This is a genomic window from Mesorhizobium sp. LNHC229A00, from assembly GCF_000502415.1.
Taxonomy (GTDB): domain Bacteria; phylum Pseudomonadota; class Alphaproteobacteria; order Rhizobiales; family Rhizobiaceae; genus Mesorhizobium.
In genome coordinates this window covers 313240-326614 of sequence record NZ_AYWQ01000003.1, presented here as the reverse complement: position 1 = coordinate 326614, position 13375 = coordinate 313240, and the positions used below count along the sequence as shown (strand labels likewise).

At 64.8% G+C, this 13375-nt stretch carries 13 protein-coding genes; 10 read left to right on the top strand and 3 right to left on the bottom strand.

What is annotated here, in order from left to right; all coding sequences use genetic code 11:
• From X742_RS161190 to X742_RS161220, 7 genes are read left to right on the top strand one after another with little or no spacing between them, the layout of a single operon-like run.
• Positions 1-858, top strand: coding sequence for a carbohydrate ABC transporter permease (locus X742_RS161190; RefSeq protein ID WP_023771111.1), 858 nt, complete (start codon positions 1-3; stop codon positions 856-858).
• Between the two features lie 2 nt (positions 859-860).
• Positions 861-1979, top strand: coding sequence for an ABC transporter ATP-binding protein (locus tag X742_RS161195; RefSeq protein ID WP_023771110.1), 1119 nt, complete (start codon positions 861-863; stop codon positions 1977-1979).
• A complete protein-coding gene (locus tag X742_RS161200; protein WP_023771109.1) occupies positions 1976-3100 on the top strand; it encodes an ABC transporter ATP-binding protein in 1125 nt (374 codons plus the stop codon). Before X742_RS161195 ends, X742_RS161200 begins: the two co-directional genes overlap by 4 nt.
• A complete protein-coding gene (locus X742_RS161205) occupies positions 3100-4653 on the top strand; it encodes an FGGY-family carbohydrate kinase (protein WP_023771108.1) in 1554 nt (517 codons plus the stop codon). Before X742_RS161200 ends, X742_RS161205 begins: the two co-directional genes overlap by 1 nt.
• Before the next feature lie 10 nt (positions 4654-4663).
• A complete protein-coding gene (locus X742_RS161210) occupies positions 4664-5704 on the top strand; it encodes a 2-hydroxyacid dehydrogenase (RefSeq protein WP_023771107.1) in 1041 nt (346 codons plus the stop codon).
• A 46-nt stretch (positions 5705-5750) separates the two neighbouring features.
• Positions 5751-7268 carry a glycerol-3-phosphate dehydrogenase gene (locus X742_RS161215; RefSeq protein WP_023771106.1) on the top strand — a complete coding sequence of 506 codons (1518 nt, stop codon included), beginning with the start codon at positions 5751-5753 and terminating at the stop codon, positions 7266-7268.
• Between the two features lie 48 nt (positions 7269-7316).
• Positions 7317-8258, top strand: coding sequence for a TIM barrel protein (locus X742_RS161220; RefSeq protein ID WP_023771105.1), 942 nt, complete (start codon positions 7317-7319; stop codon positions 8256-8258).
• A gap of 54 nt (positions 8259-8312) precedes the next feature.
• On the opposite strand, the gene fba is transcribed toward X742_RS161220, so the two are convergent.
• Positions 8313-9377, bottom strand: coding sequence for a class II fructose-bisphosphate aldolase (gene fba, locus X742_RS161225; RefSeq protein WP_023771104.1), 1065 nt, complete (start codon positions 9375-9377; stop codon positions 8313-8315).
• Positions 9378-9650: 273 nt separating this feature from the next.
• Here fba and X742_RS161230 point away from each other — a divergent pair, with 273 nt between their 5' ends.
• From X742_RS161230 to X742_RS161240, 3 genes are read left to right on the top strand one after another with little or no spacing between them, the layout of a single operon-like run.
• Positions 9651-10421, top strand: a complete 771-nt coding sequence (locus X742_RS161230; protein ID WP_023771103.1) for a DeoR/GlpR family DNA-binding transcription regulator — start codon at positions 9651-9653, stop codon at positions 10419-10421.
• 18 nt (positions 10422-10439) lie between these two features.
• Complete coding sequence (locus X742_RS161235; RefSeq protein ID WP_023771102.1) at positions 10440-11198, top strand: triose-phosphate isomerase; 759 nt, start codon at positions 10440-10442, stop codon at positions 11196-11198.
• Between the two features lie 25 nt (positions 11199-11223).
• Positions 11224-11664, top strand: a complete 441-nt coding sequence (locus X742_RS161240; protein ID WP_023771101.1) for an RpiB/LacA/LacB family sugar-phosphate isomerase — start codon at positions 11224-11226, stop codon at positions 11662-11664.
• Here the strand turns inward: X742_RS161240 and dhaL are convergent.
• Positions 11661-12296: a dihydroxyacetone kinase subunit DhaL gene (gene dhaL / locus X742_RS161245; RefSeq protein WP_023771100.1), complete on the bottom strand. Its 636-nt coding sequence runs from the start codon at positions 12294-12296 to the stop codon at positions 11661-11663. The genes X742_RS161240 and dhaL overlap by 4 nt on opposite strands.
• Positions 12297-12306: 10 nt before the next feature.
• The gene (locus X742_RS161250; RefSeq protein WP_198019187.1) at positions 12307-13320 is read right to left on the bottom strand and encodes a dihydroxyacetone kinase subunit DhaK; all 1014 of its coding nucleotides are present in this window, start codon (positions 13318-13320) and stop codon (positions 12307-12309) included.
• Between the last annotated feature and the right edge of the window lie 55 nt (positions 13321-13375).

The window sequence follows — 13375 nt, the reverse complement described above, 5'->3', positions numbered from 1 at the left end:
ATGGAACATACCTCGCTTCTCGAACGCATCCTGCGCGGCGCGGCACTGACGCTGGTCGTGATCTTCTTCATGTTCCCGATCCTGTGGATATTCATGATGTCGTTCCAGACCAACGAGACCATTCTGCGCATCCCGCCGCAGCTCATCTTCGATCCGACGCTCGCCAACTACACGGCGTTGATCACCGGCAAGCTGATGACCGCCGCCGGCACGCTCGACATCGCCTTCATGCGCAATCTCTGGAATTCGGTGTTCCTGTCGGTGACCTCGGTCGCCGTTTCGCTGCTGCTCGGCGTGCCGGCGGCTTACGCCTTCGCGCGTCACAAATTCCGCGGTTCGGAGGACATCGCCTTCACGCTGCTGTCGTTCAAGTTCGCGCCGGCACTTCTGGTCCTGCTGCCGCTGACCCTCTATTTCCAGAAGCTCGGCCTTGCCAACACCTATATCGGCCTGATCTGGGTCTACCAGTTGATATGCCTGCCGCTGATCCTGTGGATCGTGCGCGGCTATTTCGAGGACATTCCGGCCGACATCGAATATGCCTACCGCATCGGCGGCCATTCCTGGTTCGCCACCTTCCGCAAGATCGCGCTGCCGCTCGCCGGCCCCGGCATCGCGGCGGCAGGCCTGCTCGCCTTCATCTTCGCCTGGAACAATTTCGTCTTCGCGCTGGTGTTGGCTTCGGCCGACAAGCAGCCGGTGACGGTCGGCGCGCTGGCCTTCATCACTTCATCGGGCATCCAGTACGGCCAGATTTCGGCGGCCATCGTCTTGTCGATCACGCCTACGCTGGCGCTCGCCCTTTACGCACAGCGCTATCTGGTCGAGGGCTTGTCGCTCGGCGCGGTGAAAGGATAGAAATGGCCAGCCTCGAACTCAGAAACGTCGTCAAGCGCTACAAGAGCCAGACCGTCCTCGACAATCTGTCGCTGACGGTCGCCGATGGCGAGACGCTGGTGCTGTTTGGTCCCTCGGGCGCCGGCAAGACGGTGCTTTTGCGGCTGGTCGCCGGCGTCATCGATCCGGACGAAGGCAAGATCCTTATCGGCGGCGAGGACATGACCGATGTCGACGCGGAATTCCGCGGCGTCGGCATGGCGTTCCAGAATTTCGCGCTGTTTCCGCATATGAGCGCTTTCGACAATATCGCGACGCCGCTGGCGGCCAAGCGCTCGTCGCAGAGCGCGATCAAGGCCGGGGTCGAGAGCGTCGCCAAATTGTTGAAGATCGGCCATGTGCTGAGCCACAAGCCGCGCGCTCTCTCCAATGGCCAGAAGCAGCGCACGGCCCTTGCCCGCGCTTTGGTCGGTTCGCCGCCGCTCCTTCTGCTCGACGATCCCTTGCGCAATGTCGACGCCAAGCTGCGTTTCGAGATGCGGCTCGAACTGCCGCGGCTGCTCGCCGATCGCGGCGCCACCGTCGTTTACGTTACTCAGGACTACAAGGAAGCCATGGCGCTCGGCGACCGCATCGCGGTGATGTCGCAAGGCGTCATCAGGCAGCTTGGTACGCCCGAGCAGATCTATCGTGAGCCGGCCAACGTCGAGATCGCGCGGCTGTTCGGCGATCCGACCATCAATCTGCTCGACGTCAAGCCCGCGCGCGATGCCCGGGGGGTCTATGTCGGCCTGTCCAATGTACAGGTCCATCTCACCGATGCTCCGGAGGCCGCCATCGGCCGCGACTGCATCATCGGGCTGAGACCCGAGGCCCTGCATTTCGTTGGCGAGAACGAACCCGGCGCCATTCCGGTGACCGTCGAGGCGGAGACGCCGCTCAACGAAAAGATCGTCACGCTGGTGCGCACCGTGCGCGGCCGTGAAATTTTGGTCTCGCGCCCGGCCGGAACGCCGGGGCGCAGCGAAGGCAAGGCGCATATCGCCGTCGACGGCAGGAGCGCCCTGCTGTTCGATCGGGCGAGCGGCGAGCGCATCGGCGCCAGGAATGTCGTCAAACTGCGCAACGGAGAAGCGGCATGAGCCCGAGCGCGCTCACCATATCAGGCGTCGACAAATTCTATGGCCCGATCGACAGGGGCGTTCACGCCGTCAAGAACCTGACGATGGAGATCGGCAAGGGCGAGATCGTGGCGCTGCTCGGCTCTTCGGGCTGCGGCAAGACCTCGACCTTGCGCATGATTGCCGGCTTCGAGGAGGTGTCGCGCGGCGCGATCGCGGTCGCGGGCCGCAAGGTACACACCTTGCCGCCGGTCAAACGCAATGTGGCGATGGCCTTCGAGGGCTATTCGCTCTATCCGCCGCTCACCGTGCGCGAGAACATGGCCTTCGCGCTCAAGGCCGCCCGGCTGCCCAGGAGCGAGGTCGACGCCAAGGTCGCCAGCATCGCCAAGCTGCTGGAGATCGAGGACATATTGGAGCGCTATCCCAGCTCCATTTCCGGCGGCCAGCAGCAGCGCGCCAGCCTCGGCCGGGCGCTGATCCGCGAGGCCGACCTGCATCTGCTCGACGAGCCGATGGGCCAGCTCGAACCGCAGCTTCGCGCCGTGCTGCGCGGCCGCATCAAGCACTTCATCAAGGAGCGCGGCCTGACCGCGATCCTGGTCACCCACGACCAGACCGAGGCCAATGCGCTGGCCGACCGCATCGCGGTGATGGAGGGTGGCGTGCTGCAGCAGTTCGACACGCCGGACCGGATCAAGGAGCGCCCGGCGAACCTGTTCACCGGCACGTTCGTCGGCGAGCCACCGATGAACGTCTTCGAGGCCTTTGTCGGCACGGCCGCCGGCCGCATCAATCTCAGGCTGCCCGACGGGCTGTCGCTCGACTACGACAAGGACGCCTTCAGCGCTCCGGTTCGCGACCAGCTGCTCAGCCGTGAGCGGGTGGTTATCGGCATCAGGCCCTACGCGGTCCGGCGCTCGAAGGAGGGTGTTCCGGCCAGGGTCTCGGCCAACCAATGGCTCGGCGACCAGACCCACATCGCCGCCGACTTCGCCGGCGGCTCGCTGGTACTGGTGGAGCATGACCGCACCCGGCTCGACCTCGGCGCGCCGATCAATGTCAGCATAGATCCCAAAAACCTGCACGTCTTTGACCAAGCGAGCGGCATTGCGATCTCGCACGGCATGGAGCTCGCGTGATGCGCGACGTACTGATCGGCATAGATGCCGGCACCTCTGTCATCAAGTCCATCGCTTTCGATACGAAGGGCCGCCAGATCGCGGCCGCGGCAACGCCGAACCACTATGAGACGCTGCCGGGCGGCGGCGCCGAACAGGATCTGTCCCGCACATGGGCCGATGCCGCCACGACCCTGCGCCAGCTTGCCGACAAGGTGCCCGATCTCGCCAGCCGGACCGTCGCCATCGCGGTGACCGGGCAGGGCGACGGGACCTGGCTGATCGACGGCAAGGGCGAGCCGGTGGCCAAGGGTTGGCTCTGGCTCGACGCGCGCGCCGCCGGCATCGTCGAAGAAATCCGTGCGCGGCCCGATGACCGGCTGCGCTTCGAAAAGACCGGCAGCGGTCTTGCCGCCTGCCAGCAAGGCTCGCAGTTCGCCTTCATGAAGCGCACCATGCCCGAAATGCTCGGCAAGGCGGCGACCGCGTTCCATTGCAAGGACTGGCTCTATTTCAAGCTGACCGGCGAACGCGCCACCGATCCGTCCGAAGGGACCTTCACTTTCGGCGACTTCCGCACCCGTGACTACAGTGGGGAGGTGCTCGACGTCCTCGGCGTCGCCGATCTCAGGCACCTGCTGCCGCCGATCGTCGACGGCACGAGGCACAGCGCCGGACTGTCGCCGGCCGCCGCCGACGTCACCGGCATGTTTGCCGGCACACCCGTCGTGCTCGGTTATGTCGACGTCGTCTGCACCGCGCTCGGCGCCGGCCTCCTCGACCGTGAACGCAAGCCCGGCTGCTCGATCATCGGTTCCACCGGCATGCACATGCGGCTGGCCGAGACCCCGGATGATGTGCAGCTCAACGAAGCGGCGACCGGTTACACGATGGCGATGCCGGCGCCGGGCGTCTTCGCGCAGATGCAGTCCAACATGGCGGCGACGCTCAACATCGACTGGGTGCTTGGCCTCGCTTCGGGCATCCTCGCCTCGCAAGGCATAACCCGCAGCAATGGCGAGATGATCGCGCTGGTCGATGCCTGGATCGCGGCCACGCGGCCAGCTTCGCTGCTCTACCAGCCCTACGTGTCGGAAGCCGGCGAGCGGGGACCGTTCGTCGATGCCAACGCCAGGGCAGGCTTCGTCGGCATTTCGTCGCGCCACGGCTACGCCGATCTGGTGCGCGCCGTCTTCGAAGGCTTGGCCTTCGCGGCGCGCGACTGCTACGCCGCCATGGGCCCGCTGCCTCGCGAAATTCGCCTGACCGGCGGCGCCGCCAGAAGCCCGGCGCTGCGCAAGATCCTGGGGGCCGCCATTGGTGCCGACACGCGCACCAGCGCGCGCGAGGAGGCCGGTGCCGCGGGTGCCGCAATGATCGCCGCGGTCTGCGTCGGTCAATACGCCTCCATGGACGAATGCGTCGGCGAATGGGTGACGCCGCTGCTCGGCGAGGCCGAGCCGAGCGACCCGGGCCTCGCCGCGATCTACGACAGGATGACCCCGTCCTACATGCTGGCGCACCAGGCCCTGCGGCCGGTCTGGCGTTCCATGGCGACATCGCAGGAAGATTGAGAAGTCGAGTATGCTGAGGAAAATAGCGATCATTGGCGACAACTTCATGCTGCCGGAGGTGTTTCGCGCCAAAGTCGAAAAGGTCGCCGGTGGCGACCTCGATATCAGGACATTGCAGACGGCCTGGCCCGACGAGCCGATGGAGTTCGGCAACGCCGCGCTCGGCCTCGACAAGGTCAAGGAATATTTTGGCCAGCCCGACGAGGTCGTCGATTTCATCGGCGATGCCGAAATCCTCGTCACGCAGCTAGCGCCCCTGTCGGAAGGCATGATGCGGCGTCTGCCGGGGCTCAAGCTGGTCGCGGTGTCGCGCGGCGGCCCGATCAACATCGACATGGAAGCGGCTAGGGCGCATGGCATCACCGTGGTCAATGTGCCCGGCCGCAACGCCACGGCCGTGGCCGAGTTCACCATCGGCGCCATCCTTGCCGAGACGCGGCTGATCCGGGTCGGCCACGAGGCCTTGCGCAAGGGGGAATGGCGCGGCGATCTCTACCGCGCCGACCGCACCGGCCGCGAACTCGGCGAAATGACCGTCGGCGTGGTCGGCTACGGCAATATCGGCACGAAGGTGGTGCGCCTGCTGCGCGCCTTCGGCTGCCACGTCCTGGTCAGCGATCCCTATGTGCAACTGAGCGCCGAGGATCGCAACGCTGGCGTCGAACTGGTTGCGCTCGACGACCTCCTGTCGCGCTCCGATGTGGTCACGCTGCATTCGCGGGTGACGCAGGAGACACGCGGTCTGATCGGCAAGGACACCATCGCGCGGATGAAGCCGGGCGTGATCTTCGTCAATACGGCGCGTGGCCCGCTGGTCGACTACGACGCACTCTACGAGGCGCTGGTTTCAGGGCAGATCGCCAGCGCCATGCTGGAAACCTTCGCGGTCGAACCGGTGCCCTCGGACTGGCCCTTGCTGCAGCTGCCAAACGTGACGCTGACGCCGCATATCGCCGGCGCTTCGGTGCGCACCGTGACCTATGCCGCCGAGCAGGCCGCCGAGGAAGTGCGCCGCTACCTGGCCGGCCTGCCTCCGGTCAATCCGTGCTGAGAGCGATGGCCATGATGCGAGAATTCGGCAGCGGGGTGACGGCAAGATGAGCGTCGGCCCTGACATCGTCGACCTCTTCGTCATCGGCGGCGGCGTCAACGGCGCCGGCATCGCGCGCGACGCCGCCGGCCGCGGGCTTTCCGTCATCCTGTGCGAAAAGGACGATCTCGCCGAAGGCACCAGCTCGCGCTCGGGCAAGCTCGTCCATGGCGGTCTGCGCTACCTCGAATATTACGAATTCCGCCTGGTGCGCGAGGCGCTGATCGAGCGCGAGGTGCTGCTGGAATCGGCGCCGCACATCATCTGGCCCATGCGCTTCGTGCTGCCGCACAGCCCGGACGACCGGCCGGCATGGCTGGTGCGGCTCGGCCTCTTCCTCTACGACCATCTCGGCGGCCGCAAGCGGCTGCCCGCCACCCGGACGCTCGATCTGCGCACAGCGCCCGAGGGGGCGCCGATCAAGGACGGCTTCAAGCGCGGTTTTGAATATTCGGACTGCTGGGTCGACGATGCCCGCCTCGTCGTCATCAATGCGCTCGACGCCGCCGAACGGGGAGCGAAGGTCCTCACCCGCACCGCCTGCACCGCGGCCCGCCGCGAGGGCGGCCTCTGGGTTGTCGAGATGCGCGACGTCAGGACCGGCATCAAAACCAGTGTACGGGCCCGCGCGCTGATCAATGCCGCCGGCCCTTGGGTCAACGACATCGTCAACCGCGTTGCCGGCCAGAACTCCAGGCGCAATGTCCGCCTCGTCAAGGGCAGCCATATCGTCGTACCCAAATTTTGGGAGGGAAGGCAGGCTTATCTCGTCCAGAACAACGACAAGCGCGTCATTTTCATCAATCCGTACCAGAACGATCTGGCCTTGATCGGAACCACCGATATCCCCTACGAGGGCCGGCCCGAGGATGTGAGAGCGGATGAGAGCGAGATCGATTACCTCATCAAAGTGGTCAACCGCTATTTCAAGCGCGGCCTTGCGCGGGGCGACGTGGTCCATTCGTTCTCCGGTGTCCGGCCGCTCTATGACGACAATGCCGACAATCCGAGCGCGGTGACGCGCGACTATATTTTCGAACTCGACGCGCCGGACGCGCAGGCGCCGCTGCTCTCCGTCTTCGGCGGCAAGATCACCACCTTCCGCAAACTCGCCGAGCATGCGCTGGACAGGATCGCACCGTTCTTTCCCCGCATGGGCAAAGCGTGGACCGCGAAGGCGCATCTGCCGGGCGGCGACATCGCCAATGCCGACTTCGAACAGTTTCTTGGCAGCCTCGCAAACGAGTATCCATGGATGCCGGCATCGCTGCTCAAGCATTACGGCCGGCTCTACGGCACCAGGACGCGGTCCGTGGTCGGCGGCGCCCGATCGCTCGCCGCACTTGGGCGGTGCTTCGGCAAGGATTTCTTCGAGCGCGAGGCGAACTACCTCTTCGAACAGGAATGGGCTGAAGACGCGGCCGACATTCTCGAACGGCGCACCAAGCATGGCCTGCATTTGTCCGCCGAGGAGAAGGCGGCCTTCGAGCATTGGTGCGCGAGCCGGCAGGCGAGGGCAGGCTGATGGCGCTCATTGCCCCTGTTCCGCGCCAGCGTTGAAGGGATCGCGACCTTGCCTTTCACGCTCTCCCTCAACACCAATCCGCTGGTCAACCGCTTCGCCGAGCCGGACGATCTGATCGATACCGTCGCCTATGAGATCGGCATTCGCGACGTTCAGCTCACGCATGAATTCGTCAACCCAGGCTGGCCGGCGGCGACGATCGTCAAGTTCGTCCGCCTGTACCGCAACGCCTTGAATCGCACCGGCGTGCGCGTCACCTCCGGCATGACCGGCCCCTATGGCCGGCTTAACCATTTCGGCCATCCGGATGCCGATGTGCGCCGCTACTATGTCGACTGGTTCAAGACGTTCGCCGATATCTCGGCCGAGCTTGGCGCCGACGGCATGGGCACGCAGTTCGCCATCTTCACGCATCGGGACTATGACGACCCCGCCCGTCGCGCCAGGCTGTTCGACATCGCGCTGGACTGCTGGCGCGAGGTCGCCGAGCACGCCCGGGCGGCAGGCCTGACTTATCTATTCTGGGAGCCGATGTCGGTTGGTCGCGAATTCGGCCACACCATCGAGAATTGCCGGATGCTGCAGGAGGCGATCGACGCGGCCGGCATGGCCATTCCGCTGGAGATGATGGTCGACATCGACCATGGCGACGTCACTTCCTCCAATCCGGCCGACATCGATCCCTATGCCTGGGCCGAAGCTTTCCCTCTGAAGTCGCCGATCATCCACATCAAGCAATCGTCGATGAACAAGGGCGGCCATTGGCCATTCACCGCGGCCTACAACAAGGACGGCCGCATCACGCCTGAGAAGCTGCTGGAGACGGTGCGACGCGGCGGCGGCACCGACAACGAAATCTGCCTCGAACTATCCTTCCGCGAGCGCGAGCCGGTCGACCATCAGGTGGTCGCCATGATCCGCGAGTCGGTCGACTTCTGGGCACCGTTCATCGAGACCGGCAGGCCTGGCCTGCTGCCGAAAGCCGGATAGAGATCGGACAGGAGTCCACGTGGCTCCTGTCCATGAAATGCAACCCGATCGAACTCAGGCGAATTTCGGATCGAGACTGCCCGACTTGTAGCGCTTGGCCATGTCCGAAACCGGCAGCGGCTTGATCTTCGGCGCATTGCCGGCGGTGCCGAACTGCTCGAAGCGCTCCTTGCAGAGCTTCCTCATCGCCGCCATCGCCGGCGTCAGATATTTGCGCGGATCGAACTCGCTGGGATTTTCGGTCAGCACCTTGCGGATCGCGCCGGTCAGCGCCATGCGGTTGTCGGTGTCGATGTTGATCTTGCGCACGCCATGCTTGATGCCGCGCTGGATCTCCTCCACCGGGACACCCCAGGTCGGCTTCATCTGGCCGCCATATTTGTTGATGATCTCCTGCAGGTCCTCCGGCACCGAGGATGAGCCGTGCATGACCAGATGCATGTTCGGCAAGCGGCGGTGGATCTCCTCGATCACGTTCATCGCCAGCACCGCGCCGTCGGGCTTGCGCGAGAATTTATAGGCGCCGTGGCTGGTGCCCATGGCCACCGCCAGCGCATCGACATGGGTGTCGCGCACGAACTGTTCGGCCTGCACCGGATCGGTCAGGAGCTGGTCGTGGCTGATCGCGCCTTCGACGCCGTGGCCGTCTTCCTGCTCGCCGCCGCCGCTCTCGAGCGAGCCCAGCACGCCGATCTCGCCTTCCACCGACACGCCGCCCCAATGCGCCATGTCGACGACGCGCCGTGTGATACCGGAATTATAGGCATAGTCGGCCGGCGACTTGCCGTCTTCCGTGAGCGAGCCGTCCATCATCACCGAGGTAAAGCCGTGCTGGATCGCGGTGACGCAGGTGGCTTCGTTGTTGCCATGGTCGAGATGCATGCAGACCGGGATGTCGGGATGGATCTCGACCAGCGCGTCGATCAGCTTGGCCAGCACCACGTCATTGGCATAGGCACGGGCGCCGCGGCTCGCCTGCAGGATGACCGGGGACTTAGTCTCCTCGGCAGCCTCCATGATGGCGAGGCCCTGTTCCATGTTGTTCATGTTGAAGGCCGGCACGCCATAGCCGTATTCGGCGGCGTGATCGAGCAATTGTCTCAGTGTGATGCGAGCCAACGATTAGTCTCCCGTATCTGGTTTCGAACCTGTGGTTGCGGGCCGCCCGCGCATCGTTCAGCCCACCGATGCTTCTGGCCGGAATCCTGCGCAACCGCAACCGTGACAGACCGTCCCGGCAGCAATTCTTGTTACAGCGGCGTGATAAAAGCCGGCGAAATATCCCACGGAAATATCTCATTATCACAAAAAACATGATACTTACGCGATCATATCTGTTATATCTTCGCTCGATCAAGGAGCCAGGGGTTCTGCGTTGGCGGGTCGGCGAGAATGAAGAGCGACAACAGACGCCAAGGGATCATGGACTTCCTGGTGGACGCCGGCGCGGCGAGCGTCGACGATCTTGCCTCCCGCTTTGGCGTATCCAGGATGACCGTGCATCGCGACCTCGACGAGCTCGAGGAGAGCGGTTTGCTGCGCAAGGTGCGCGGCGGCGCGTCGATTCAGCCGAGCAGCCTGTTTGAAAGCGATTTTCGCTTCCGGCAGAAGCAGGCGATCGGGGAAAAACAGCGCCTTGCGGCGGCGGCCGTGACCATGATCGAACCCGGCCAGACGGTCATCATCGACGACGGCTCGACCGCGGGCGGTATCGCGCGGTATCTCGCCGATTTCAGGCCACTGACGGTGATCACCAACAACCTCGCCGTCATCCAAGATCTGGCCGGTGCCGCAGGCATCAACATGATCGCGCTGGGCGGCCAGTACTCGAAGAAATTCCACGGCTTCTTCGGGCTGCTCGCCGAGGCTTCGCTGCGGTCGCTGCGCGCCGACGTCGCCTTCCTGTCGTCGTCCGCCATCCATGGCGCCTCCGCCTTCCATCAGGACCAGGAAGTGGTGCAGGCCAAGCGACTGATGATGGCCGCCGCGACACGCAAATATCTGCTTGTCGATCACGGCAAGTTTGGCCGCAGCGCTCTGCATTTCCTGACCGATCTCAAGGCATTCGACGCCGTCTTCACCGGGCGCGAGCCGGGGCCCGGAATGCAAGACACACTGGATGCGGCCGGCGTCTCGCTCACGGTGGTCGCCGACAAGGATTGAGGATCAAGGAGTGTACGCGTGGTTTACTGGGTCGGTACAAGCTGGAAGATGAACAAGACGCTCGCCGAGGCGCTTGATTTTGCGGGCGCACTGGCCGGCTTCGTGGCGGGTTTCGACGATCGCATCCAGCCTTTCGTCGTCCCGCCTTTCACGGCGGTACGCGAGGTCGGGCAGGCGCTGTTGGCGACGCGCATCAAGGTCGGCGCGCAGAACATGCATTGGGCCGACGCCGGCGCCTGGACCGGCGAGATCTCGCCGGTGATGCTGAACGATTGCGGCCTAGACCTGGTCGAACTCGGCCACAGCGAAAGGCGCGAGCACTTCGGCGAGACCGACCGCACGGTCGGGCTGAAGACGGCGGCAGCGGTCAAGCACGGACTGATACCGCTGATCTGCGTCGGCGAGACGCTGGCCGAGCGCGAAAGCGGCAAGGCCGATGAGGTACTGACCAGCCAGGTCGAGGGCGCACTGCGATTCATCGAGGGCGGGGCCAGGGAAGCAAAAATCCTGTTCGCCTACGAGCCGGTCTGGGCGATCGGCGACAAGGGCATTCCGGCCAGTTCCGACTATGCCGACAAGCAGCAGGCGCTGATCAAGAAGGTCGCCGGCGGTCTGCTGCCGACCGTGCCGCCGGTGCTCTATGGCGGGAGCGTCAATCCGGGCAATGCCGCGGAACTGATCGCCCAGCCCAACATCGACGGCCTGTTCATCGGCCGCTCGGCCTGGCAGGCCGAAGGCTACATCGACATCCTGCGCCGCGCGTCGGCCGCCATCTGAATCATCGAACCGGAAAGGACAAAAAATGAAAATAGCCATTGGAGCCGACAGCGCTGGCAAGCCGCTGCTCGACGTCATATCAGCGCATCTGGCGACCAAGCCGGGGCTCACCGTCAGCGACCTCAGCCAGGCCGGCTTTTATGCCGACCTGTCACGGAAACTTGCCCAGACGATCGTCGACGGCGAGAACGATCGTGGCATCCTGTTCTGCGGCACCGGCATCGGCGTCTCGATCTCGGCCAACAAGGTGCCGGGCATCCGCGCCGCACTCACCCACGACACCTATTCGGCCGAACGCGCGGCGAAATCCAATAATGCCCAGATTATCACCATGGGCGCCCGCGTCATCGGCCCGGAACTGGCCAAGGCCATTGTCGATACCTGGCTGGCCTCGGAGTTCGACGAGAAGGGACCGTCGGCCGGCAACGTCGAGGCGATCAACAAGCTCGACACGGCGAAGAGCTAAGCGAGACTGTCGCGCATCGCGCCGATGACGGTGACGGCCGAAGCCGCACCGGGATCGATATGGCCGAGCGAGCGCTCGCCGAGCCGCGACGAGCGGCCCTTGGCGGCAATCATGTCCTTGGTCGATTCCGCGCCGCGCTCGGCGGCGGCAAAAGCTGCCTGGAGGCTTTCGGCAAGGTTCTTTCCTGCTGCATTGCTGGCGCCGGCTGCTTCCGCCGCCGGTTGCCAGGCGTCGACCATTGTCTTTTCGCCGGTTTCGGCCTTGCCGCGATCCTTGATGCCTTGCGCCATGGCCTGCAGCAGCGCGACGACATCGGCATCCGCCAGCGTCGCCTTGCCCTTGACGGCGGCGGCGGCGCGCATGAAGGCGGTGGCATAGAGCGGGCCGCAGGACGCGCCGACCGCATTGAGGAATGATTTCGCCGCGGTGTTGAGGAGCGCGGTCGGCTCGGCCGCCGCAAGGTCGAGCGACGCCAGCGCATCGCGCACGGCGTTGAACCCCAGCGCCATGGCAATGCCATGGTCGGCGTCGCCGATGACGCCGTCGAGCTGGCAAAGCCGGTCCCTGTCGGCTTCCATCGCCACCGCGATCGCATCGAACATTCTTTTCAGGTCGAACGCAGCGATGGTCATGGAGCGGTCCTCAGCCGGCACGGAACATGGCGCAGTCGCAGGGGTGGTCGAGCATCGCCTGCAATTCTTCGTCGAGATGGAAAAGCGTCACCGAAGCGCCGGCCATTTCCAGCGACGTGCAGTAATTGCCGACCCAGGTCGCGTGGATGGAAACGCCGATGGCGTCGAGCCTCTGCTTGACCCGGCGGTTCATGATGTAGAGCTCCATCAGCGGCGTCGATCCCAGCGAATTGATCAGCACCGCGACCTTGTCGCCGCGCTTCGGCGCCATCTCGGCGAAAATCTTGTCGAGCATCTCGTCGGTGATTTCGTCGGCGGTCCCGAGCTTGCCGCGGGCGATGCCGGGTTCGCCATGAATGCCCATGCCGATTTCCATCTCGTCGGCGCCGATCTCGAAATTCGGCCGCCGGGTCTGCGGCAGCGAGCAGGGCGACAGCGCCACGCCCATGGTGAAGGTGTGGTCGTTGGCCTTGCGCGCGACGCGCTCGACCTCGTCGAGGGAGAGCATCAGGTCGCAGGCGGCACCGGCCGCCTTGAAGATGAAGAAATTACCGGCGACTCCACGGCGCTTCCGCCGCTCGTCACGCGGCGCGGAGGCGACGTCGTCGGTGGTCAGCACCGTGCGCACCTCGATGTCGTCCATGGCGGCCATTTCGGCGGCCATGTCGAAATTCATCACGTCGCCGGCATAGTTGCCGTACATGAAGAGCACGCCGGCGCCGCCGCTGACCGCCTTGGCGCATGCCAGGATCGGATCGGGCGGCGGCGAGGCAAAGACGTTGCCGACAGCCGCCGCGTCCGCCAGCCCCTTGCCTACAAAGCCGAGAAAGGTCGGCTCGTGGCCGGAGCCGCCGCCGATCACCAGCCCGACCTTGCCGGGCCGTGGTCCGTCGCGGGCGATGATCGAGCGCGGGCTGCCGTCCACGCTTGTGAGATGGCGAGGATGCGCGGCGAGGATCCCTTCGAGCATTTCGTCGACGGCACGGTTGCCGTCATTGATGATCTTCTTGGTCTGCACCGGCATCCTCCCGAACTCGGTATTTTCCGGGATACTACAGCCCGTTACCGGGATTTCCACC